This window comes from Flavobacterium mesophilum (genome assembly GCF_039581405.1).
In the GTDB taxonomy this organism is placed as follows: Bacteria; Bacteroidota; Bacteroidia; order Flavobacteriales; family Flavobacteriaceae; genus Flavobacterium.
This window is the reverse complement of record NZ_JBCPXZ010000002.1, coordinates 130,331-154,859: the sequence shown is the minus strand read 5'-3', so window position 1 is coordinate 154,859 and position 24,529 is coordinate 130,331. Positions and strand designations below refer to the sequence as shown.

The window sequence follows — 24,529 nt, the reverse complement described above, 5'->3', positions numbered from 1 at the left end:
AATTGGAAAATTAAATAATTAGAAAATGTGCCAATTTGAAAATTAGATAATTGCTTGTCATGCTGAGCGAAGTCGAAGCCTTTGAAACATGAAACATGAAACCTGAAACAAAAAATAAAAACATAACCGAATGAAAAAATATCAATTTATTACTGCATTTCTGTTTTCTCTTTCGCTTTTTGCGCAACAGAAAATTGACCGAAAGGCGCTCGTGAACCGACATAATGTTCAAATTACGGCTATAGATACTTTAGCTTCCTTAACTGTTGGAAACGGAACTTTTGCATTTACGGTTGACGCGACGGGATTACAGACTTTTCCTAAAGAATATCAGCACGGAATTCCGCTTGGAACGCAGTCAGATTGGGGGTGGGATAGTTATAAAAACACGGAAAATTTTAAGTTTTCTGAAACTTTAAGAGATTATCAGCAATATGGCAGAAATGTCTCGTATTCCGTTCAAATAAAAGAGCCTAAAAGAAAAGTCGATGCTAATAATTGGTTCAGACAAAATCCGCATTTATTGCAATTAGGAAATTTAGGTTTTGAAATTACGAAGAAAGATGGAAGTTTGGCAAAATCATCAGACATAAAATCTATTGCTCAAAAATTGAATTTATGGACTGGCGAAATTGAAAGTTATTTTGAAGTTGAAGGAACGCCAGTTACGGTTTTAACAGCTTCACATCAACAGAAAGATGCAATTGGAGTAAAAGTAAAATCAGATTTATTACAGCAAAAACGTTTAAAAATCAGTTTGAGAATTCCGTTTCCAACAGGAGACTGGGCTGATTATGGAACAAAATATGAAGGAACGCAAAATTATACAAGTACGCTGAAGCAAAAATCAAAAACGGAAGCGGTTGTGACGCATGTGATGGACAGTATTTCATACAATGTTGATTTAGCTTGGAAAGGAAATGCGCAAATTAAAAAAGCTGGAGCTCATTATTTTGTAGTTGAAGCATCAAATACAAATACTTTAGAATTGAGCTGTCTTTTTGCTTTAGCGAATAATAAGGCTTCAAATTCTTCTTTTGCAGAAATTGAAAGCAGTAGTATTAAAGGTTGGGAACAATTTTGGTTAAGCGGTGCAGCCGTAGATTTTTCAGGAAGTACAGACCCTAGAGCTAAAGAATTAGAACGAAGAGTTATTTTGTCGCAATACTTGACAAAACTGCAATGTACAGGAAAAGTACCGCCTCAGGAAACTGGTTTGACTTACAATAGTTGGTATGGAAAACCGCATTTAGAAATGCATTGGTGGCACGGCGTTCATTTTGCACTTTGGAACAGACCAGAATTATTGGAAAAAAGCCTTCCTTGGTATCAAAAAGTTTTTGACAAAGCTAAAGGTATTGCTAAAAGACAAGGTTTTGAAGGCGCAAGATGGCAAAAAATGACAGACCCTGAAGGGAATGAAAGTCCGTCGTCTGTAGGTTCATTTTTGATTTGGCAACAACCGCATTTCATCACTTATGCTGAATTGATGTACCGTGCAAAACCAACAGCCTCGACCATGAAGTTATATAGTGAACGTGTTTTTGCAACGGCTGATTTTATGGCTTCATTTGCTAATTATGATGCTAAAAACGATCGTTATGTATTAGGTCCGGGAGTTATTCCAGCACAAGAACGTTTTAAGGCAATGGAGACTTTCAACCCAACTTATGAATTGGCCTATTGGAATTGGGCATTGAAAACAGCAATTTCATGGAAGCATGGATTAAACCAGAAAGTGCCTGAAAAATGGGAAACAGTTTTGGCTAAATTATCAAAACTTCCAGTTTCGGGAGATGTTTATTTGGCTACAGAAAGTGCAACAGATTCGTATACTAATCCAGAATTTAAAACCGATCACCCTTCAGTTTTAGGAACTTTCGGAATGTTGCCTGAAACTTCGCTATTGGATAAAAAAATCATGAAAAATACTTTTGATTTGGTTTGGAAAACTTGGTCTTGGGATAAAACTTGGGGTTGGGATTTCCCAATGACGGCGATGACGGCAGCGCGTTTGCAAATGCCCGAAAAAGCAATTGATGCCTTGTTTATGAATGTGACAACAAATACCTATTTAAAAAACGGACACAATTACCAAGCTGAAAGATTGACACTTTATCTTCCAGGAAATGGAGGTTTGTTGACAGCTGTTGCGATGATGTGCGCAGGCTGGGAAGGATCGACAGAAGAAAATCCGGGTTTCCCAAAAGACGGAACGTGGAAAGTGCAGAGCGAAGGATTTAAAAAGTTTTTTTAATTTTTTAAGATTCTAAGTTACTAAGATTCTAAGAGGCTAAGTTTCTCGTAAAGTCGGAAAACTTTATTATTAAAAGCTTTTGCACGCAGATCTAAACAGATTTAAGCTGATTTGCGCAGATTTCGTTGTATCAAAATCTTAAATAGATCTGCTTAAATCTTTTTAAATCTGCGTGAAACAATTAACCAAAACCAAATAAACTATATGAATAATAATAAATTTATTTCATTACTAATGCTTTTCATAAGTCTGAGTGTTTTCAGTCAGAGGCAAATGGAAAATCTTGATCGTGGTGTTGTCGCGGTCAAAAACAACGGACAGTTTTTTATTGGATGGCGTGTTTTAGGAACTGATCCTGATAATTTAGCATTTAATTTATACCGAAAAAGTGGCAACCAAAAAGCGATTAAACTGAATGATAAACCAATTTCTGGAGCGACAAATTTTGTAGATGCAAAAGCAAATTCGCAAGAAGAAAATACTTGGTTTGTAAAAACGGTTGTAAAAGGAAAAGAAAGTGATGCAAAAGGAAGTTTTACTATTCCAGCTTCAAGTCCGGATAAAGATTATATGTCAATTAAATTAAAAGAAATTGAAGGTTATACCGCAAATGATCTTTCGGTTGGAGATTTAGATGGAGACGGAAGATATGATTTGATCGTTCACATGACTGGAAGAGGACACGACAATTCGCATACTGGAATTACAGATCCGCCTATATTTCAAGCTTATACATTGGATGGAAAATTTTTATGGCAGATTAATTTAGGCAAAAACATTCGCGAAGGTGCTCATTATACACAATTCATGGTCTATGATTTGGATGGTGATGGAATTGCAGAATTGGTTTGCAAAACTGCTGACGGAACTACTGATAGTGCAAATAACGTTGTTGGTGATGCTACAAAAGATTGGGTAGATCGCGACCCAAATTCAGGAACTTATGGCAAAATTTTAAAAGGTCCAGAATATCTTTCTGTGTTTGACGGAAGAACAGGAAAACTCATTACAACTGTCGATTATATTGCGCCAAGAGGTGATTTGGCAGGCTGGGGTGGACATGGCGGAAGTGGCGGAAATGATACAAAAGGAAATCGTATGGATCGTTTCCTGGCTTGTGTTGCTTATCTGGATGGCGTTCATCCAAGCGTTGTAATGTGCCGTGGTTATTATGGAAGAATCGTTTTAGCAGCTTGGGATTTTAAAGATAAAAAACTGACTTCAAGATGGGTTTTCGACAGTAAAGATTCTGAAAATCCGTATTCTGGAATGGGAAATCATAATCTTACCGTTACAGATGTTGATAACGATGGGAAAGACGAAATCATTTATGGTTCAATGTGCGTTGATGATAATGGAAAAGGTTTATATACAACAGGTTTTAGACATGGAGATGCCATTCACGTGTCAGATTTAGATCCAGATTTGCCAGGTTTAGAGGTTTTCGGAATTCATGAAATTGAGAATAATACAACAGGACCGGGTGTTGCAATTTTCGGTGCAGCAGATGGAAAAGTTCTATTTACAGGTTCTATAAATGAAGATGTTGGAAGAGGCGTTGCCGATAATATTGATCCAACGCTGAGAGGTGCTCAATTTTGGTGGGCGGGTTCTCCTGATTTATATGATATGAAAGGAAAAGTTGTTGGGAAAGCGCCAAGCTCAGTTAATTTCTTGATTTACTGGGACGGTGATACTTCTCGAGAGCTTTTGGATTCAAATTATATTGATAAATACAATAAAGGAAGATTATTCACCGCAACTGGAGCGGTTTCGAATAACGGAACCAAAAAGACTCCAGGACTTTCTGCTGATATTCTAGGAGATTGGCGTGAAGAATTGATTTTAAGATCTGAGGATAATAAAGAGCTTCGAATTTACTCGACTACAATTCCAACTGATGTTAGACAATATACTTTAATGCATGATCCACAATACAGATTGAGTATTGCATGGCAGAATATTGGTTATAATCAGCCTCCGCATACAAGTTTTTATATGGGGGCAGCCATGAAGCCGGCACCGAAACCGAAGATTTCTTTGGTGACTAAAAAATAAGATTCTAAGATACTAAGGTTCTAAGTTTTTTTAATCTCGCAAAGAATATGTTCAAAGGTTTTAACGTAGAGACGCACAGTTGTGCGTCTTTTGCGTTTTATGCTGGCACAGTTTGTCATTTCGACGAAGGAGAAATCTTCGCAAGTAGCTCTACAAAGTATATTGTCAATCTGTATTGAGTTTCTAGCGAAGATTTCTCCTTCGTCGAAATGACAATATTTGGGATAAATGTTTGTAATAACTTTACGCATATCCTTCGACTTCGCTCAGGAGGACATAAAATGTTCAGATGCAAATGAAAATAAAATCTGCGTGAAATAAAAAAAGGAAAGGATATTTATTGACTATCAATTACTAAAATTTTACCATTATAATTCTTAAGTTTTTCTTTAAGTTCAGATATTTGTTCAAACATTGTTTCTGCCAAATAATAATAAGAACATTGATAAGATCCTCTGTAAATTAGATTTTGACTTTCAATCTCTCTCTTTTTTTCATCTTCGACTTTATTTTCATTTCTTATTTCTTCAAGGGAGTAATCAACATGTTTATTTAATTTTTCGTTATTGCTGAAAGTATTTAAAACGGCACTTACTTCAGTAATGGGATTTTGGTTTTCAATTTCTATTTTGCTCAAAAGCAACAGTAGGTAATCTAAATATTCTTTAAATTGTAGATTACTAATTTCATAATCTTGCCAATCATCATCATCTGAATATAAGCCTAGTTTATTTAAAGACTCATATTGACCTAATTGATACATGAAAACCCAACAACGATCTTTTTGAGCCATTTCATAAACAAGTTCAATACCTAATTCTTTTAAATTATTATAAAAATCATACTCATTATCATAGAACATTTTTCTTTCGCTATGATTTACTTTGATTTCCAGATTTAGAAGCCAAAAGAAAATTTCAGCAAGTTCCTTAGTGGTGATCTCATTAAAATCAGTGCTTATTTTTTTAATTATTTTTTCATACGAAATTTGATTCCGAATACTTTCTCGTTTGTTAGAATCTTCTATAAATTCTTTTAATGTGATATTATAATTCGTGTTGTTCTCTATTTCCGGTATTAGTTTTTCTTTTGCTTTTTTGGAATCGATTATAAATACATATGTTTCTCTACTCATAAAAATACTTGTAATTTTTTTGCTGTAAATTTTCAGTCTTTAATTTGTAATAGGCACATTTGATAAAGATGAATTGTAAAAAGTTCTTTTTAGCTCAGAACCTTAGCTTCTTAGCACCTCAGTACCTTAAATCGAATTTCGATCAATAAAATTAAAAGGTACTTTAAATTCTCCTTTTTCCTTATTCAAAATCATTCGAGCAGCGGTTTCGCCCATTACATTGAAGTCGGTTGACATCGTGGTGATGCCTAATAATTCTTTAAGTGGTGTATCATTATAGGAGATGACGCCGATTTCTTCTCCTAAAACAAATTCTTCATCGCGAATTTGCTTCATTAAATTCACAAGATCCGATTCTTCAATAGTAATAAATAAATCGCCTTTTTTCAGAATCATATCGTCATAGACTTCGCTCAGAATCTCAAAATTGATTTCATGCTCCACACAAAACTTTCTGAAACCGTGCAAAATTCTTCTCGGATAAGGATAAACTGCTTTTTCAGGATAAATTAAAATCAGTCTTTTATATTTTGATATTTTCGAAAGTCCTTCTTTTAAGGCATTATAAATATCATTTTCAAAATCTTGATAAATCTTGATGATTTCGCCTTCCATTCCGAGTTTAATGTTGTCCATAATGACTAATTTCTCTTTCGGAATACGTTCAATTGCTTTTACAACTTCATCAGTAAAACTTAAATGTTTTAATTCATCCGTTTTAAAATGCGTTGTGATTACATAATAATCGTAAGCGCCTTCAAATTTGTCCAACAAATTCAAAAATAAAGTTTCGTCGCAATGATAAATATGAAGATCCGTATGTGCGTTTGCGCCTACGGTATTGATGAAAGAGCTATACGTTTTCATTTTATAAGCACTCAACTTATTGAATAAAAAAAGCACATTTACCTTCGATTCAAGTTTAGTACGAGTAATATAATAGCCTTTTCCTCTAATAGAAGAAATGATTTTTCGCTCTTTTAAGATGTTATATGCCTTTTCAACAGTATCACGAGACATATAAAATTCCTCACTGAAGCTGTTTATCGAAGGGATTTTTTGATTTATTTTTAAATTTCCGTTGGCAATATTCTGCAAAATTGAATCTACAATTTGTTTATATTTTGGAACCCTTGAATCTTCGTCTATTTTGATAAGTTTAATCATTTTGTGGTTTTGTTGATTATGGCGATTACTAATAGAATATAATTTTGAATTATAATTTGCGCAGAAAATTTTGGGTTTAAAGCTTACAAATCGGCTTATTTGTTACTTTTCTCACAAAAGACTCAAAATTAAATAAGGCTTATTTTATGTTTTTGGAGATTTCATTAATTATCCATGTTTGAGGATATAATAATTACGAAATCGATTGCTAAAATAGAAATTTTAAATTTATTTTTCTACTTAAAAACCATTCTTCTTTCCAATTTTATTGGGTTTTAACATATTTAGTAAAACCATAAAGGATAGTACAGGACAGTTTTCTTTTTTACATTCTCTTATTTTACAAAACCAGATTAACTATCAATAACCACAAACTAAAATTATTAAATGGAAGCATTACTCGGTATTATTTTTCACTCCATTGGAGGTTTTTCTTCGGGCAGTTTTTACATGCCATTCAAGAAAGTTAAAAATTGGGCTTGGGAAAGCTACTGGCTTGTAGGAGGATTTTTCTCTTGGCTGATTGTGCCACCAATTGCAGCTTATTTGACGATTCCAAATTTTACCGAAATTATTGCTGATGCAGCACCACAAGTTAAAGCATTAGCCTTTACTATGGGATTGATTTGGGGAGTAGGAGGACTTACTTACGGTCTTGGTGTTCGTTACTTAGGAATGTCATTAGGAAACTCGATCACATTAGGATTCTGTTCTGCGTTTGGAGCTTTAATTCCACCAATTTACTATCATTTCAATGCAGTAGCAGGAAAAGAATCGATTAGCGATATGTTTTCGAATTCAGGCGGACAAATGGTTTTGGCCGGAGTTTTAATCTGTATTATCGGTATTGCTGTTTTAGGAAAAGCAGGAATGTTGAAAGAAAAAGATTTTGCAACTGGCCACGAAGATAAAGACAAAGATTTTAATCTGGTAAAAGGACTGATCATCGCCATTGTATCAGGTATTTTAAGTTCTTTTTTCAACTTCGGAATTGAAGCAGCAAAGCCAATGGCTGAAGTTGCAAACGAGGCTTGGAAATTAGCAAACCCAAATCAAGGTGAATTTTTGTTCCAAAATAATGTTAGTTATATCATAATACTTTGGGGCGGATTAACAACCAACTTTATATGGTGTATTTATCTGAACTTCAGAAATAAAACTTTTTCAGATTATACGAATACAAAAACGCCAATCGCTAAAAACGTCTTGTTTTCGGCAATTGCGGGAACAATGTGGTTTTTGCAGTTTTTCTTTTATGGTATGGGAGAAAGCAAATTAGGAAATGGTGCTAGTTCATGGATTCTGCACATGTCAACGATCATTTTGACCGCTAATTTATGGGGCTTCTATTTGAAAGAATGGACAGGTGTTTCTAAAAAAACATACAGAACTTTTGCGTGGGGAATTGGATTAATCATGCTTTCGATCGTAGTGGTCGGAATCGGGAATTCATTATAAAAAAATCAACTAAAATCAAACAACCAAATGTCGAATACTAATACAAACAATATGAATTTTAAGCATGTAAGCTATCTTTGGGATGACGCTAAAGCAGCAGCAATGGCGGGTGATGAAGTAGCGCTTTTTATTTATCGCTCTAACTTACTTGGAGCCGATTTAAGATTGACAAATTATGGAGGTGGAAACACTTCTGTAAAAATTACAGATAAAGATCCATTAACAGGCGAAAGCTCTGAAGTAATGTGGATCAAAGGTTCTGGTGGAGATATCGGAACTTTGACAAAATCGGGATGTGCGGCTCTTTACTTAGACAGATTGCGCAATCTTGAAAATGTGTACAGAGGAATTGAATTCGAAGATGAAATGGTAGAATTATTCAACCACTGTATTTTTGATTTGGCTTCAAAAGCGCCATCAATTGATACGCCTTTGCATGGTTTCTTGCCTTTCAAACACATCGATCACTTGCATCCAGACGCGGCAATTGCAATCGCTGCTGCAAAAGATGGAAAACAAATTACAGAAGAATTATTCGATGGAGAAATCGGATGGGTTGGATGGCAACGTCCTGGTTTTGACCTTGGTCTTCAATTAAGAAGCTGTCTGGAAGAAGCTGAAAAGAAAGGAAAAAAACTTCGTGGTATTATGTTAGGTTCTCATGGTTTATTCACTTGGGGAGATACTGCATACGAAAGTTATATTAATACGCTGGAAGTAATCGAGAAATGTGCTGAATATTTAGAAAGCAACTACGGAAAAAAACGTCCTGTTTTTGGAGGTAAAAAAATCGACAGTCTTCCTGAAGCTGACCGTAAATTAAAAGCAGCAAAAGTAGCTCCAATCTTAAGAGGTTTCTGTTCTTCAGAGCGTCAAATGATTGGTCATTATACAGATGACGCAAGAGTTTTGGAATTCATCAATTCAAATGATTTGGCAAAATTAGCACCGCTCGGAACTTCTTGTCCAGATCACTTTTTAAGAACAAAAATCAGTCCGCTGGTTTTAGAATTAGATCCAAACGAAGATTTATCAGATGTTGCTGCAATCAAAGCAAAATTAACGCCTGCATTTGAAGCATACCGTGCAATGTACAAAGACTATTACAATGCATGCAAAAAATCAAATTCACCAGCAATGCGTGATCCAAATCCAGTTGTTATTTTATATCCAGGAGTTGGAATGTTCACTTTTGCAAAAGATAAAACAATGGCGCGTTTAGCGTCAGAATATTATATCAATGCGGTAAACGTAATGAAAGGTGCTGAAGCAGTTTCAGAATACACTTCATTGCCACACCAAGAAGCATTTGATATCGAATATTGGTTATTGGAAGAAGCAAAATTACAGCGTATGCCAAAACCAAAAGCATTGTCTGGCAGAGTAGCTGTGATTACAGGTTCTGCTGGCGGAATTGGTAAGGCTATCGCGAAGAAATTTGCTCAAGAAGGTGCTTGCGTAGTAATCAATGATATCAACGAAGAGCGTTTAGAATCGGCTACTGCTGAGTTTGTGAAATTGTTTGGGAAAGATGCGGTTTCTAGCACTTTGTTGAATGTTACTGATTCTGATAGTACAGAAAAAGCTTTAGATCAAGCTTGTCTTGCTTTTGGTGGTGCTGATATTATTGTGAACAATGCTGGAATCAGTATTTCTAAATCAATTGCAGAGCATACTTTAGAAGAGTGGGACAGATTGTATGATATCTTGGTAAAAGGACAATTTATTGTTTCTAAAGCCGGAATCGAAGTAATGCGTAAACAAGGTTTTGGAGGTGATATCGTAAATATCGTTTCTAAAAATGCAGTTGTAGCAGGTCCAAATAACCCTGGTTATGGTTCTGCAAAAGCAGCTCAAGCGCATTTAACACGTTTAATGGCAGCTGAACTTGGAGCGGATAAAATTCGCGTAAATACGGTAAATCCAGATGCAGTAATCTCAGATTCAAATATTTGGTCTGGCGGATGGGCAGAAGGACGCGCAAAAGCATACGGAATTACAGTTGAAGAACTTCCTGCTTATTACGCAAAACGTACATTATTGAATGAAATTATATTGCCAGATGATATCGCAAACGCGTGTTTTGCTTTTGTTGGCGGTTTATTAGATAAATCTACAGGAAATGCTCTAAACGTAGATGGCGGTGTCGGAATGGGCTTTTACAGATAGATTGTTTAAGTTTTTTTAAGTTTGTTTAAAACAAAGGTGGTTTTTTGTAATCTAACGTTCGGAGATTTCCGAGCGTTAGATTTTTTTAAAATTAAAACGCAAAAACTCAAATAAAAATCTTTTGGTTTAAACACATAGAAACATATTAGAAACAAATAAAATTAGGCGTTTCACTTGTTTTAAATGCACATAGCTGGCTATGTGAAAGAAATAGATTTCTCTTTGTCATTCTTTATATAATATAAAATCTATGATTCTATGTGTTAAAATTAACTTTCAAATCAATTATACTCAATGAGTAAATGAAATAATCAAGATTAACCAAGAGCGCAATCGATATAATGTGGTAAATTGTGCGCTATTAAAATAAAATGCTATGTTAATTGAATCAAATAATATTGCAGCCCATAACGAGGGATTGCTGAAAAAACATCAAAATAAATTTGCTTTTACAGCATCAGAAATAGAAAATACAGAATCAATTATTCAAAAACTAATTGATTTTCAAATCGCAATTCCATCTTGGGCTTTAGGAACTGGAGGAACAAGATTTGGACGTTTTGCAGGTGGAGGAGAACCTCGTTCATTAGAAGAAAAAATTGAAGATGTTGGTTTGCTTCACAAATTGAACAATGCTTCTGGCGCAATTTCGCTTCATATTCCGTGGGATATCCCAACAGATTATAAAGCTATCAAAACGCTTGCAGCGCAACACGGATTGAAGTTTGACGCCATGAACTCAAACACGTTTCAAGATCAAGCAAATGCGGAGCATACTTACAGATATGGTTCTTTGCAAAACGTAAATAAAGCAGTTCGTAAACAAGCAATTGCACACAATATCGAAGTAATCAAACACGGAATCGAATTAGGTTCTGATTCGTTAACAGTTTGGTTGGCTGATGGTTCTAACTTTCCGGGACAATTAAATTTCCGTAAAGCCTACCAAAATACTTTAGAAAGTTTAGAGGAAATCTACGATGCATTGCCTTCAAACTGGAAATTATTCTTAGAATACAAATGTGCTGAACCAAACTTTTACTCTACAACAGTTGCAGATTGGGGACAATCGTATTCTTACGTTCAAAAATTAGGAGACAAAGCAAAAACTTTAGTTGATTTAGGACACCATTTGCCAAATGCCAATATCGAGCAAATTGTTTCTATTTTGTTGATGGATAATAAATTAGGTGGATTCCACTTTAATGATTCAAAATATGGTGATGACGATTTAACAGCTGGAGCTTTAAAACCATATCAATTGTTCTTGATTTTCAATGAATTGGTTGAAGGAATGGATGCAAGAGGAATGAACCATGCAAAAGATTTAGGATGGATGATTGACGCTTCTCACAACATCAAAGATCCATTAGAAGATTTATTGCAGTCAGTTGAAGCGATTATGATTGCTTATGCGCAAGCACTTTCTGTTGACAGAAAAGCTTTAGAGCAAGCACAAGAAGAAAATGACGTGGTTAAAGCGCAGGAAATTCTTCAAAATGCTTTCCGTACAGATGTTCGTGCTTTAGTTGCTGAGGCTCGTTTGCGTTCTGGCGCAGCTTTAAATCCAGTTGAATTGTATCGTTCTCTAGCGGTTAGAAACAACTTGATTGGAGAAAGAGGATTAAAAACAATGGCCACAGGACTTTAATAATTATAAGTTATGAATTATGAGTTATAAGTTGATCACTTGACTTGATTAGCTTTTTCGAATAAAATCATAATTCATAACTCATAACTCATAATTCATAATTAAAATAAATGAACGTAGTTGCAATTTTTGATATTGGTAAAACAAACAAAAAGGTATTTTTATTTGACGAAAACTATAAGATTGTTTGGGAAAAATCAGTAAATCTTGATGAAACCGCTGATGAAGATGGTTTTCCTTGCGAAGATATTGATGTCCTGAAAAACTGGATACTTGATCGATTATCAGAAATAAAAGAATTGACCAGCTATGTTCTAAAAGCGATCAATTTTAGTACATACGGCGCTAGCTTTGTGTACATTGACGAAAATGGAAAAGTTTTGACTCCTCTGTATAATTATTTAAAAGATTATCCAGAGGATTTAAAAAAAGAGTTTTACAACAAGTATAAAGGCGAAGAAAAGTTTGCTGTAAAAACTGCTTCTCCGGTTCTTGGAAGTCTGAATTCTGGAATGCAGATTTACAGGCTGAAAGAGGAAAAACCAGAGCTTTTTGAAAAAGTAAAATATTGTCTTCATTTGCCTCAATATTTGAGTTTTTTGCTGACAAATGAGGCTTTCGCCGATATTACAAGCATTGGCTGTCATACCAATTTATGGAATTTCAAAAAGATGAAATATCATAAGTGGCTTCAAAATGAAGGGATTTCAGAGAAAATTCCGCCGTTGCATTTCGGAAAAGATGTTTTGAAAAAAGAAGATGATTTGGCAATTGGAGTTGGTCTGCATGACAGCTCATCTGCAATTATTCCATATACCATCAATTTTACAGAACCTTTTGTTTTGTTGTCAACAGGAACTTGGAGCATTTCGCTGAATCCGTTTAATAATAAGCCATTGACTTTTGACGAACTTCAAAAGGATTGTCTGTGCTACATGCAATACACGGAAAAACCAGTAAAAGCGGCAAGATTATTTTCGGGCAATGAGCACGAAATTCAAGCGAAAAGATTGGCGGCGCATTTTAATGTTCCGTTTGATACTTTCAAAGACGTTTATTTTGATAAAAAGATCGTTGCCACTTTAAGATCACTCAATTTCCAGATTATTTATCCGAAGAAATACGATTTTGATATTTTAAAAGAATGTCCATTTCAAAAAAGAGATCTTTCGACTTTTAAAAGCTACGAAATTGCCTATCATCAATTGATGTTGGATCTTGTTGAACAGCAAGTTTTTTCAACCAATTTGGTGATTCACAATAGCCCCGTGAAGAAGATTTTTGTTGACGGAGGTTTCAGTAAAAATTCAATTTTCATGAATTTATTGGCAGAAGCTTATCCAGATGTTGAAGTTTATGCGGCTTCAATGGCGCAGGCAAGTGCATTAGGCGCGGCGCTGGCAATCCACGATAACTGGAATCCAAAACCAATTCAAAACGATTTAATCGATTTGAAATTTTATAAACATTAAAAAAATATTTTGCCACTCCCGATAGCTATCGGGACTGCGAGAGGAATATTTAAGACATAGAAAAGCATAGATTTTTGTTTCACTCAGATCTAAAAGATTTAAGCAGATTTAATTAGAAAAATCTGCGTGCATCTGCCAAAATCATTTTAAATCTGCGTGAAAAAATATTTAACACATAGCTTTATGTGTTAAAAACAAATAATTACCAAGAATATGAAAATCGGATTATTCATACCATGTTATGTCGATCAGTTTTACCCAAAAGTCGGAATCGCAACTTATGAACTTTTGCAGAAATTAGGTTGTGATGTTCATTTTCCAATGGGCCAAACTTGTTGCGGACAGCCCATGGCAAACAGCGGTTACGAACATTTGACTAAAGGCTGCAATGCGAACTTTATTTCGAATTTCGCAGGATTTGATTACATCGTTTGTCCTTCTGGAAGTTGTACTTTGCACGTAAAAGAACATTTGCACGATGATAAACTCGAAGTTGTAGCATCTGAAATGCGTAAAAAAGTACATGAATTAACCGAGTTTATTACTGATATTCTGGATATTCATGAAATAGAAGGAAATTTTCCATATCGAGTTGGAATGCACCAAAGTTGCCACGGACAGCGTGGTTTAAAGCTTTCGCAGATGACCGAATTAAACGCGCATTTTTTCTCAAAACCACAGCAATTGCTTTATAAAATTAAAGGCTTGGATTTGGTTTCGTTATCCAGAAAAGACGAGTGTTGCGGTTTTGGAGGAACTTTTTGTGTTACCGAAGAAGCTGTTTCTGTAAAAATGGGACAAGACCGAATTAAAGATCACGAAAATCAGAATGTAGATTATATTACAGGCGGTGACATGTCGTGTTTAATGCATTTAGAAGGAATTCTAAGAAGACAAAACAGCAAGGTAAAAACCATTCATATTGCCGAAATTTTAAATACACTTTCCAGCTAAAAATAACCAAATCATGAAAAAAATATCATTTTGTTTAGTGCTTGTTTGCTCACTGATTTTTTTATCGTTTCAGAAAGATCCGTCTGCTGTAACGCTGAAAGAAGTGGTGGTAAAAGCACCTTTTGAAATGCCGGCAATAAAAATCCCGGATTTTAGCAAATGCAAAGAATTTTCAATTGTTGATTTTGGTGCTGTACAAGGCGATAAAGAAAAAACTTCTGAAGCAATTTCGAAAGCGATTTCAAAAGCAAATAAAGCGGGTGGCGGAATTGTTGTAATTCCAGAAGGCGAATGGCTGACAAAGAAAATTCATTTTAAAAGCAATGTAAATTTGCATTTGAATAAAGGCGCTGTTTTGCTTTTTTCAGAAGATCCAAAAGATTATTTGCCAGCAGTTAAATCGACTTGGGAAGGTTATGAATGTTATAATTATTCGCCGTTGATTTATGCCTATCAATGTAAAAATATTGCGATTACTGGTGAAGGTGAATTGAAAGCGAAAATGGATGTTTGGACAAAATGGTTTGCACGCCCTAAAGCGCACATGGAAAGCTTGAAAAGATTGTATTATTTGGCTTCGTACAACAAACCGGTTGAAGACAGACAAATGGTAAATGATACGGCAAATTTTCGTCCGCAGTTTATTCAATTTAATCGTTGTCAAAATATTGTGATGGATGGCGTTACGATTACGAATAGCCCTTTCTGGACGATTCATCCTTTCTTATCAAAAGATGTGGTGCTTCGAAATTTAAAAGTCTATGCGCACGGACATAATAATGACGGAGTTGATCCAGAGATGAGTCAGAACGTTTTAATTGAAGATTGTGTTTTTGATCAAGGCGATGATGCAATTGCAATAAAATCGGGTTGCGGAAAGAATGCTTGGGTATTAAATACGCCTTCAAAAAATATTGTTATTCGCAATTGTACAGTTAAAAACGGTCATCAATTGGTGGCAATTGGAAGTGAACTTTCAGGTGGAGTTGAAAATGTTTTTATTGATAATTGCAACGTTGTGGATGGCGCAAAACTGAATCATCTTTTATTCATCAAAACCAATGAAAGACGAGGCGGATTTGTAAACAATATTTACATAAGTAATATTACAGCTGGAAAAATAGATGCCGGAATTCTGGGTATTGATACTGATGTTTTGTACCAATGGCGTGATTTGGTTCCAACAATAGAACGCCGTTTGACGCCAATAAAAAATGTTTATTTGGAAAACGTAAAAGCGACGAATGTGAAGTTTATTTCGAAAATTCAAGGTCAGAAAGAACTTCCGGTAGAGAATATTTTCTTGAAAAATGTTACAGCAAATACAGTTTCAGAAAAGAATTCGATTCATGAAAATGTAATCAATTTTTCAGATAAAAATTGATTTTTTGAATTAGTACTAAATCATTGGCTATGAAATAAATCTAACACATAGAAACATAGGTTTTATTACTCAGTCAAAGAATAAAAAAAAGAAATTCATTTCTTTCACACATAGTAAACTATGTTTATTTAAACGAGCAAAGCGCCTTTTTTAAGTTTGCAAAAACTATATTTCTATGTGTTAGAAAAATTACACGCAACGGGTTAAAGAATTATAAAGATGTCTTCAAAAAAAATAATAGAACACAGTGAAGCCGCAACACGTTTTAACAAAGATTCAAAACGTGTAGATTGGCATGATGAGACACTTTGGTTTGTCCGCGAAAAGCGTGACAAAGCCGCGCATCAGATTCAAGATTGGGAATTATTGCGCGAAACCGCTTCAAAAATCAAAAATAATGTGCTTTCTAATATCCACGATTATTTAATTGAATTTGAAGCTAATGCTCAAAAAAACGGAATAAAAGTGCATTGGGCAGCCGATGCAAAAGAACATAACGAAATCGTGCATTCTATTTTGGCAAAACACGATGTCAAGCAAATGGTGAAATCTAAATCTATGCTTACAGAAGAATGCCATTTGAATGAATATTTGGCTGAAAATGGCGTTGAGGTTATCGATTCAGATTTAGGAGAATATATTGTCCAGCTTCGTAAAGAACCGCCAAGTCATATTGTTTTGCCTGCCATTCATCTTAAAAAAGAAGATGTAAGCGAAACTTTTCATGAACATTTAGGTACAGAAAAAGGAAATTTTGATCCCCAATATTTAACAGAATCGGCACGTCAACAACTACGTGATACGTTTTTGACTCGAAAAGCTTCATTGACCGGAGTAAATTTTGCGATTGCAGAAACGGGCGAATTTGTGGTTTGTACCAATGAAGGAAATGCGGATATGGGTGCGCATTTAGCCGATGTTCACATTGCCTGCATGGGATTTGAAAAATTGATTCCGAAGCGCGAACATTTAGGTGTTTTTCTCCGATTATTAGCCAGAAGCGCAACAGGACAGCCAATCACTACTTTCTCGAGTCATTTTAAAAAGCCGAGAGACGGAAAAGAAATTCACATCGTAATTGTTGATAACGGAAGAAGTACGCAACTTGGAAGAGAAGATTTTAGAAATTCGTTGAAATGTATTCGTTGTGGCGCGTGTATGAATACGTGTCCGGTTTACAGAAGAAGTGGCGGACACAGTTATCACAATGCCGTTGCAGGACCAATTGGTTCTATTTTAGCACCAAATCTAGACATGAGCAAAAATGCCGATTTGCCATTTGCAAGTACACTTTGCGGTTCATGTACGAATGTTTGTCCGGTGAAAATTGATATCCATGATCAATTGTATAAATGGCGTCAGGTTTTGGTGAAAGAAGGGCATACGCTGAGTTCTAAAACTATGGCAATGAAGACAATGGCGACAGTTTTAGCCAATCCGACGGTTTTTAATATTGCCGGAAAATCAGGCCGATTTGTAATGAAAAATGTTCCAGCTTTGGTCAATAATAAATTCAATAAATGGTACGATCACCGCGAAATGCCAGCTGTTCCAGAAGAATCATTTAGAGATTGGTACAAGAAAAATTCAAGAGAAGCAAAAGGAAAAAACAATGAGCAGTAAAGCCGATATATTACGTAAAATAAAACAGAATCAACCTGAATCTGTTACTGCTTTGCCAGACTTAAAAGTATTAGGTTCTGAACAATTTAATATTTTAGAAACGTATAAAACCGTGTTGAAAAACATTGGGGGATATCCAGTTGAAGTTTCAAATTATGATGATGTTATTTCGTACATCAAAAAGAATTATAACAACGAAAAACGAATAATTACAACACTTCCTGAACTTTCAGAAGTTGCTACTTTAGATTGGACAAATGATGATCCGCATTCGTTGGAAAATGTTGATTTAACGATTGTAAAAGCACATTTTGGAGTAGCCGAAAACAGTGCACTTTGGGTAACCGATGATATTCTAGGTCAACGTGTTTCGCCTTTTATCGCGCAATATTTGGCCATTATCGTAAACAAAGAAAACATTTTCCCAACCATGCATCAAGCATATTATAAAATTGGAAATCAGGAATACGGTTTCGGAACTTTCATCGCTGGACCTTCAAAAACGGCTGATATTGAGCAGTCGTTGGTTTTAGGAGCGCATGGCGCAAGGGGATTGGTGGTTTTTATTTTGGGATAGGATTTTTATTTTAAGAATAGTTTTAAATACAAACTGCGCAGATGTTTTTTGACTTTGCGCAGTTTTTTTGTTTGGTGAAATTTATTTGAGGTTAATACAATTATATTTGTTTAGAAAAGAAATATTTTAAGTTTCGATTATTGGCTAGAGCGTTTCATTTGTGTTTATATATGCTTTGCGTGCACGAGTAGGACGCTCGCGCCAGCTAAGGAAAAAGCAATGTCTCACAAATATTATTAATAAGATAATGAGAAAGAAAGTTATATTTACGCTATGCATTATTGCAGTAATGTGTATTTGTTGTAATGAATTCAATACAGCAACGCCTCAAGCATCTTCAACAATTTTAAGTTCAAAAGAAAATGGGTTTTATCTCTCCACAGCAAAGAAGTTAAAAACTGGAGATTTGAATATTATTGATGCGGTATGGATTGAAAAAGTCTGGCATTATAAAGTTATAAAGGGAGAAAAAAGAAAGGTTGCATTATCTCCAAATAATCAAATTGTCTTGAGATTAAAAACAAGCAAAGAGTTTAAGAAAAGTGAATACTTTTTAGAATGGAAAATTGAAGAAAAACATTTCGGTTATTTAGGTTCGGGTAATGGGGTGTTCATGTTAAGTTTCCCCAAAACTAGTAGAATTGACACTCTTCATTTTCTTTTACATAAAGTAAAGGATAATTCTATTTTTGATATCGGAACATTTGTTAATGTACCCCGCTCCGCAAAGAGTTCTAACTAGAAAAGCTACGCAATCCCGAAAGTTTTCGGGACTGACTTTGCGCAATTTTTTTATGTATGTGAGAATTTAAATACTTCTAAAAAGTCTCCCGACTTTAAATATTAGTTTTCTAAGCGTTATTTTATAAGTTCTGATGTAAAGTCAAAGACTTTTTAGAAGCTTTTGATTTTAAATTATATTTGTTGAAAAAGCACAAAGTCGGAGACATTTGCGTAGCATTTATAGAGAAGACTTTGGAGAGCGTGGGGTCTAAAGCCATGATTGCAGTGGAAAACCTTTCAAAAGCAAAAGGAGGAGCTCAAGTTGCTAGAGCAAAAACAGTAAGAGCACAGATGATTAATTCAGCAACAAAAGGCGCTGTCGGTGAGACAGTGAAAAATGCTACGCAAAATTCAGTAGGAGATAAAATTAAAAGCTTTTTTAGGTTTAAAAAAAACAATAGTCATTATGAAAGACAAGTTAATGGTATTTGGCGTAATTGGGCTGATGGCTTTTGGAGTTTATTTTATAGCAACTAACTTAAGGCAAGAGGAGCTAGACAATATTGATTTTATTAATCAAAATTATAATTTTACTAAAGGTATCGTTGTTAAAAAATCGGTACAAAAGGGTAACCATATTAGAGTTAAATATGAAGTTGATAATAAAGAATATATAGGTATTGATGGTTTTACATCATATCAAAAAGTAAGTGAGGGAGACACTATTATGGTTAAATACTCTGTTAGTAAACCAGAATTAATGATTTCACAATTTAATGAGCAATTTAATAAATAATGTTTAAAATGAATAAAATTGGATTTTTATTAAGTTAATTTCGTTTACCTCACCCCACTCCGCAAAGAGTTCTAATATAGAAAAGCTGTGCAAATGTCTCCCGCTCCGCAAAGAGTTCTAATAATAGAAAAGCTGCGCAAATGTCTCTGACTTTGCGCAATTTTTTTATGTATGTGAGAATTTAAATACTTCTAAAAAGTCTCCCGACTTTAATTGATTAGTTTTCTAAGCGTTATTTTATAAGTTCTGATCTAAAGTCAAAGACTTTTTAGAAGCTTTTGATTTTAAATTATATTTGTTGAAAAAGTGCAAAGTCGGAGACATTTGCGCAGCGGGTTATAATAATAATTTCCTGTATTGTGCTTTCAATTTTAGCAATAAATTTTATAAAAAATACTTTATAATGTACATAGTTGGCCTCGCTTTACGAAAAAATATAGTATATACAGTATTACTATTTATTTACGCAATTAATTTGAATGCCCAGAATAATGCAAGACCTTATGAAGAAATAGCTGTCAACTATTTTGCAGAAGAAATAGTTAAATTAGAAACAGAATTGAAGTTTTTCATTTTTGATGGCAATTTAGAAACAACGTCATCACTAACCAACAGTTTTTGTATAAGTTTAAATAAAGTTGATGGTTTTGAAAATAATGGAGATACCAAAATAAATGTTCCTTCTGAATTAAAAAAAGGTTTTTTAAAAACCTTATTTGTTTCCGCTAAGAGAATTGGCAAAGTTTATGTTTTTAAGCAATATCCAAAAGGAGACGATTTAATAGTAGTGATTTACGTTAGAAGTAAGCTTAAGGACGATTTTTATAGTATTCTTATCGATAAAGAAAATAAAAATGTTATCACTTATTGCAAAAAAAGATATTATCAATAACTCGCCCCACTCAACGAATAGTTCAACTCAAAAGCAACACAATCCCGAAATTTTTCGGGACTGACTTTGCACATTGTCTACAGGAATACTTCGGAGAGCAGGGCATGCATATAGAAAACAAAAAATGAAAAAAGAAAAACTTTTAAAGGTCGTATTGGGATTATTATTTTTTAGCATTTCTTTTATTGCTTTTGAGAACTATTTGCATTTTAAATCATCATTAGTCAATAATAAGCCTTTGGCCTATTTATTTATTGATAAAAGGATCAACAAGGGTGGTAGAGGAGAATCTTATGAAATGGATTTTTTATATAAAAAACAAATGCATTCAATATCAATTACTGGTAATGAATACGATTTAATTGAAAAAGGACAATATCCGGATTTATATTTGACAAAAAATAAAGATGATATTTTTTCTAAATGGTCATTAAAAATGTCGTTTAGAATTGCTCTATTATTTTTTTTACTATTCGTTTTAACAGTTTTGCCATATTCTTTTATTATTAATTTGTTCCGCTCTGTAAAGACTTCTTAAAATAGAAAAGTTATGCAAAGTAGCATATATTTAAGTAGCTTGGTTAAAAAAAATACAGACTAATGGATAATAAAATCAAATTTTTTATAATTTTTTTTATACTATTATTTTCTTTAAATAAGAATGTACTAATTTATAGGCCATTATTAAATTTTGTTACTACCAAAACAGCACAAGGGAAAATTATAAATAAAAAAGAATTTTTAAGAAGAGGATATATTACTGGAGCTTTTACTTATTATTACGAATTTAATGTTAATGATAAAAAATATGTTAATCCAAGTTATAATAGAAAATACGAAGTCGGAGATTCAGTAAAAGTTGAATATTGTGAAATGTTTCCTTTCATGAATAGAATTGCTGGAGATAAAAAGTAGATTGTTCTTCACCACCTTTTGCGAAGAGTTCTTATAAAAAACGACTCAATCCGAAAGTTTTCGGGACTGACTTTGCACTTTTTTTTGTATATTTTGGTATTGCATTTAAAGTCATAGATGTCCAATATGTTTTCAATTTTAAATTATATTTTTTTTTAAATTATAGATGAAGAGATTACTAATATTTTTTATTTTATTCAACGTTTCAATATATAGTCTTTATTCTCAGAATAAAACAATAAAGGGAAGAGTGATTTCTAACGATATGGAAACCATGTCATTTGTGTCAATTATGATTAATGACACAATTAAAGTAGGACAAACAGATTTGAATGGTTATTTCAAAATAGAAATTCCTATTTCAGAACAAAAAATTGTCTTTATAGATATTGGATTAGAAAAGACACCCATTAAGCTTGAAGATAAATGTGATAATGTTGAGCTTGTGATGCTATTAGCAGGTACAAATGATTTTATGACTTTCAAAAAAATAGATAGACTCCGAATGAAAGAATTTAAGAAGTTGCCAGAACTTCATAAAGAAGCATTTAATAAAGGTTTGTTTTTAACGGATAAGGTTTGTTATACAATAGAATTTATTCCTCACGCAAAGAAAAGTTCTATATAAAATGGCATTAGGTATTTTTTTTCCGCTCCTTAAAGAGTTTTAATATTAGAAAAGCTGCTCAATCCCGAAAGTTTTTGGGACTAAATTTGCGCATTTTTTTAATATCTTAGAACCAATAAATTCTAAAAAGTGTCCCGACTTTATTTCCGTTGCTTTCGCGAGCGCACGAGCGAGACGCTAGCCCCAGCTGAATTGCTTAGATTAAAAAAAAAGATAAGATAAAATTATTAATGAATTCAAGACGAAAAAAAGTTCGCAAAAAGAAACATTTTAAAGAATACGGAAGAGATTATATTAAATTACTTCTCTTCTTGTGTTTTTTTCTATACATATCTAGAAAACCATTACTTTATTCTTGGATTTTAAACTCATATGATACTGAGATAACTTACGCATATGTAATCGATGAGAAAAATTATGAAAGAAGAGGACATCTGGCCGATAAATTTACTTATTCGTATGAATTTATATATAATGGAACTACTTACACAGAAAATAGTTATATCAGAGGATTGACAGTAGGAAATAGAATTAGAATTGAGTTTAATAAAAAATTTCCTTTTATAAATAGAATTATTAAATAAAAGATGGGATTAGTCTGTAAGGTTGTATTTAAGGTGTTTTAGTAACGTATTGAAAAAAAGCAAAATAGATAACTATTTTGCTTTTTTTATTTCTATTTCCTTAATAAAGCATTTGTGCCAATGCCGATGCCGAAGAAGCTGATTTTGGCAATAAAGAAGTTAATGCTGAAAATTGTGTTGGGGTGATATTCTTTTTCATTTTAGTGAGAAATGATTCTCTATTGGCTGTCATTTTTGAGGTGTAGCCTGCTTTGTCAGTCGCCATTGTTGGTAAAATGCTTTTCTTTTTATTAAGAGTTTCATTTACCAACGAATTTACAATAGGTTTTTGTGCATCGGTTAATTTCAACTTCGGGTTCAGCAATCCCATAACTTGGTTCGAAATACTGGCAACATCAAACGAAGGAACTGCGGTCTGAGATGCTTTGCTTGCGGCCTTTGTAAGATCTCCTACACTTTGTGCATTTGCAAACGAAATGGCTCCAAATAAAACCATTACAATTAATACGGTTCTTTTCATAATATTATTTTTAAGTTGTTGGAATGTATTAAAGGTAAAAAAAATATTGATTCAATAAATGGTTTTTGTTTGTAAGTGTTTAATAATGTGTTGTTTGTGTGTTTTTTTTGAAAATATTTATTGATCTTGAAAAATTAAAATAAATTCTATCTTAGCGAGAAAACTGCTAATATTAATAGCACGAACTGTTAAAGTAATAAGGAATGAAAAACGTGAAGAAATCAAAAAAAGTAAAACTATTTAATTTTAGAAGAATAATCAGCTTTATCTTTATTTGTTTTATGTTTTTATTTTTTATTAAGATAGTTTTTAAGAATATTATATTAGAGTATAAAGGAGTTTGCGTAAAATCTGTTCTGACAAAAGAAACAACAAAAGTTAGAGGTCTTCGAAGTACATTAGTTTACAATTTTTGGATAAAAGGAAAAGTCTACAGTGGAAATTCAAATGTTGAAGATTTATCAAAAGCAGGAGATAGTATATGTGTGGTTTATTTAGACTGGATGCCAAGCATTAATAGACCATTAAGTTCTTTTGCCGAATCAAATTGTAATTGTAATTAAAATGCAAGCTCATATACGTAAACTATGGCTTGTAATATTTTTTTTTGGACAGAAATGCTTTAAGCAGTCCGTTACCCCAGATTTGAAATCAAAACCTTTGAAAATTTAGTTGTATTATATGGATGTTATATATTATTACTGTTATCTATTTTATAAAAAAATCTTGAAAGATGATGAGCCTCATGCTTTAACAGTATGGGCATTAGGATTTGGAGAGGGATTTTTTACAAGTGTGATTATGGACATGCTTTTAATTCGTTTTTTGGGTGTACGGATGAATAAATGGCTAATGATCGGAATCAGTATTTTGTTTTTGCTGTTTAATTATTTTTATTTTTTTAAATCAGGAAGAGGGAAAAAGATTGTAATTTCTAAACCAATGTTTTTTAACAATGAGAGAATTTCCATAATAGTAACCATCATATTTTTTGTTATTTTAATTTCTTCATTGTTTTGGGGACCATTTTGCTCAAAATATTTTTTGCAAAGGTATTGTAATCAAAGTTTGTTATTTCGTTGATTTATTTTTCATTCTGAAATGTTTAAAGATTAAAAAAATGCTAAGAATATATAAATTAAATTATTACTACTTCTTTCTTCAAAGCGCTAAAAAAAATAACGATCCAGAAGTATCAGTTTATTTAATGTTAGCTATTATGCAGACGAGTAATTTTATAACTGTTATGAATGTGATATTTCTTATTTTCAAAATTCATAATGTTTATGATATTAGAAAATTAGCTATTATTGGCCCTATTACTTTCTGTATTTTTAACTACTATTATTTTACTAAGAGAGGCAATGGTAAAATAATCATGGAAGACAATACTTATAATCTAGGCAAATATTCATTTTTATTGTATTTATGTCTCCCTCTATCAATGTTATTACTTATTGTTTCAAGTTATTTTTATCAAGAGTTTTAGATTAGAGTTGTAAAAATTTTACGCAATTTTTATGTATGTTAAGAATAATATACTTCTCAAAAATCTTCTAATTTTTA

22 protein-coding genes are annotated in these 24,529 nt (G+C 33.2%); 19 read left to right on the top strand and 3 right to left on the bottom strand.

Annotated features, from left to right (window positions below):
* Window positions 1-130 precede the first annotated feature (130 nt).
* Window positions 131-2,257, top strand: a complete 2,127-nt coding sequence (locus AAYQ19_RS05245) for a hypothetical protein (RefSeq protein WP_343534628.1) — start codon at window positions 131-133, stop codon at window positions 2,255-2,257.
* 204 nt (window positions 2,258-2,461) lie between these two features.
* Complete coding sequence (locus tag AAYQ19_RS05240; RefSeq protein WP_343534626.1) at window positions 2,462-4,315, top strand: rhamnogalacturonan lyase; 1,854 nt, start codon at window positions 2,462-2,464, stop codon at window positions 4,313-4,315.
* A gap of 337 nt (window positions 4,316-4,652) precedes the next feature.
* On the opposite strand, the gene AAYQ19_RS05235 is transcribed toward AAYQ19_RS05240, so the two are convergent.
* Both AAYQ19_RS05235 and AAYQ19_RS05230 read right to left on the bottom strand, forming a co-directional pair.
* Complete coding sequence (locus tag AAYQ19_RS05235) at window positions 4,653-5,450, bottom strand: hypothetical protein (protein WP_343534624.1); 798 nt, start codon at window positions 5,448-5,450, stop codon at window positions 4,653-4,655.
* A gap of 126 nt (window positions 5,451-5,576) precedes the next feature.
* Window positions 5,577-6,617, bottom strand: coding sequence for a GntR family transcriptional regulator (locus AAYQ19_RS05230; protein ID WP_343534622.1), 1,041 nt, complete (start codon window positions 6,615-6,617; stop codon window positions 5,577-5,579).
* 387 nt (window positions 6,618-7,004) lie between these two features.
* Between AAYQ19_RS05230 and rhaT the strand changes: the two genes are divergently transcribed.
* The 15 genes from rhaT (at window position 7,005) to AAYQ19_RS05155 (ending at window position 21,859) form a co-directional block, all read left to right on the top strand.
* Window positions 7,005-8,075 (top strand): L-rhamnose/proton symporter RhaT, encoded by a 1,071-nt coding sequence (rhaT, locus tag AAYQ19_RS05225; protein ID WP_343534620.1) that lies wholly within the window; start codon window positions 7,005-7,007, stop codon window positions 8,073-8,075.
* A 27-nt stretch (window positions 8,076-8,102) separates the two neighbouring features.
* A complete protein-coding gene (locus AAYQ19_RS05220) occupies window positions 8,103-10,244 on the top strand; it encodes a bifunctional aldolase/short-chain dehydrogenase (RefSeq protein ID WP_343534619.1) in 2,142 nt (713 codons plus the stop codon).
* A gap of 376 nt (window positions 10,245-10,620) precedes the next feature.
* Complete coding sequence (locus AAYQ19_RS05215) at window positions 10,621-11,895, top strand: sugar isomerase (protein ID WP_343534618.1); 1,275 nt, start codon at window positions 10,621-10,623, stop codon at window positions 11,893-11,895.
* Window positions 11,896-12,005: 110 nt separating this feature from the next.
* Window positions 12,006-13,367 carry an FGGY-family carbohydrate kinase gene (locus tag AAYQ19_RS05210; protein ID WP_343534616.1) on the top strand — a complete coding sequence of 454 codons (1,362 nt, stop codon included), beginning with the start codon at window positions 12,006-12,008 and terminating at the stop codon, window positions 13,365-13,367.
* A gap of 213 nt (window positions 13,368-13,580) precedes the next feature.
* Window positions 13,581-14,321, top strand: coding sequence for a (Fe-S)-binding protein (locus AAYQ19_RS05205; protein ID WP_343534614.1), 741 nt, complete (start codon window positions 13,581-13,583; stop codon window positions 14,319-14,321).
* Between the two features lie 13 nt (window positions 14,322-14,334).
* Window positions 14,335-15,705 carry a glycoside hydrolase family 28 protein gene (locus AAYQ19_RS05200; RefSeq protein ID WP_343534612.1) on the top strand — a complete coding sequence of 457 codons (1,371 nt, stop codon included), beginning with the start codon at window positions 14,335-14,337 and terminating at the stop codon, window positions 15,703-15,705.
* 219 nt (window positions 15,706-15,924) lie between these two features.
* Window positions 15,925-17,328 carry a lactate utilization protein B gene (locus AAYQ19_RS05195; RefSeq protein ID WP_343534610.1) on the top strand — a complete coding sequence of 468 codons (1,404 nt, stop codon included), beginning with the start codon at window positions 15,925-15,927 and terminating at the stop codon, window positions 17,326-17,328.
* The gene (locus tag AAYQ19_RS05190; RefSeq protein WP_343534608.1) at window positions 17,318-17,905 is read left to right on the top strand and encodes a LutC/YkgG family protein; all 588 of its coding nucleotides are present in this window, start codon (window positions 17,318-17,320) and stop codon (window positions 17,903-17,905) included. The genes AAYQ19_RS05195 and AAYQ19_RS05190 overlap by 11 nt, the downstream gene beginning before the upstream one ends.
* A gap of 247 nt (window positions 17,906-18,152) precedes the next feature.
* Complete coding sequence (locus AAYQ19_RS05185) at window positions 18,153-18,647, top strand: hypothetical protein (protein WP_343534606.1); 495 nt, start codon at window positions 18,153-18,155, stop codon at window positions 18,645-18,647.
* Between the two features lie 257 nt (window positions 18,648-18,904).
* The gene (locus AAYQ19_RS05180; protein ID WP_343534604.1) at window positions 18,905-19,165 is read left to right on the top strand and encodes a hypothetical protein; all 261 of its coding nucleotides are present in this window, start codon (window positions 18,905-18,907) and stop codon (window positions 19,163-19,165) included.
* Window positions 19,134-19,424 carry a hypothetical protein gene (locus AAYQ19_RS05175; RefSeq protein WP_343534602.1) on the top strand — a complete coding sequence of 97 codons (291 nt, stop codon included), beginning with the start codon at window positions 19,134-19,136 and terminating at the stop codon, window positions 19,422-19,424. Before AAYQ19_RS05180 ends, AAYQ19_RS05175 begins: the two co-directional genes overlap by 32 nt.
* A gap of 403 nt (window positions 19,425-19,827) precedes the next feature.
* Window positions 19,828-20,316, top strand: coding sequence for a hypothetical protein (locus AAYQ19_RS05170; RefSeq protein WP_343534600.1), 489 nt, complete (start codon window positions 19,828-19,830; stop codon window positions 20,314-20,316).
* 124 nt (window positions 20,317-20,440) lie between these two features.
* Window positions 20,441-20,854, top strand: coding sequence for a hypothetical protein (locus AAYQ19_RS05165; protein ID WP_343534598.1), 414 nt, complete (start codon window positions 20,441-20,443; stop codon window positions 20,852-20,854).
* A gap of 62 nt (window positions 20,855-20,916) precedes the next feature.
* Window positions 20,917-21,231, top strand: coding sequence for a hypothetical protein (locus AAYQ19_RS05160; RefSeq protein ID WP_343534596.1), 315 nt, complete (start codon window positions 20,917-20,919; stop codon window positions 21,229-21,231).
* A 166-nt stretch (window positions 21,232-21,397) separates the two neighbouring features.
* Window positions 21,398-21,859, top strand: coding sequence for a peptidase associated/transthyretin-like domain-containing protein (locus AAYQ19_RS05155; RefSeq protein WP_343534594.1), 462 nt, complete (start codon window positions 21,398-21,400; stop codon window positions 21,857-21,859).
* 684 nt (window positions 21,860-22,543) lie between these two features.
* Here the strand turns inward: AAYQ19_RS05155 and AAYQ19_RS05150 are convergent.
* A complete protein-coding gene (locus AAYQ19_RS05150; protein WP_343534592.1) occupies window positions 22,544-22,963 on the bottom strand; it encodes a hypothetical protein in 420 nt (139 codons plus the stop codon).
* A 203-nt stretch (window positions 22,964-23,166) separates the two neighbouring features.
* Here AAYQ19_RS05150 and AAYQ19_RS05145 point away from each other — a divergent pair, with 203 nt between their 5' ends.
* Together AAYQ19_RS05145 and AAYQ19_RS05140 are read left to right on the top strand one after the other, a co-directional pair.
* Window positions 23,167-23,526, top strand: coding sequence for a hypothetical protein (locus AAYQ19_RS05145; protein ID WP_343534590.1), 360 nt, complete (start codon window positions 23,167-23,169; stop codon window positions 23,524-23,526).
* A gap of 163 nt (window positions 23,527-23,689) precedes the next feature.
* A complete protein-coding gene (locus AAYQ19_RS05140; RefSeq protein ID WP_343534588.1) occupies window positions 23,690-24,046 on the top strand; it encodes a hypothetical protein in 357 nt (118 codons plus the stop codon).
* Window positions 24,047-24,529: the final 483 nt, after the last annotated feature.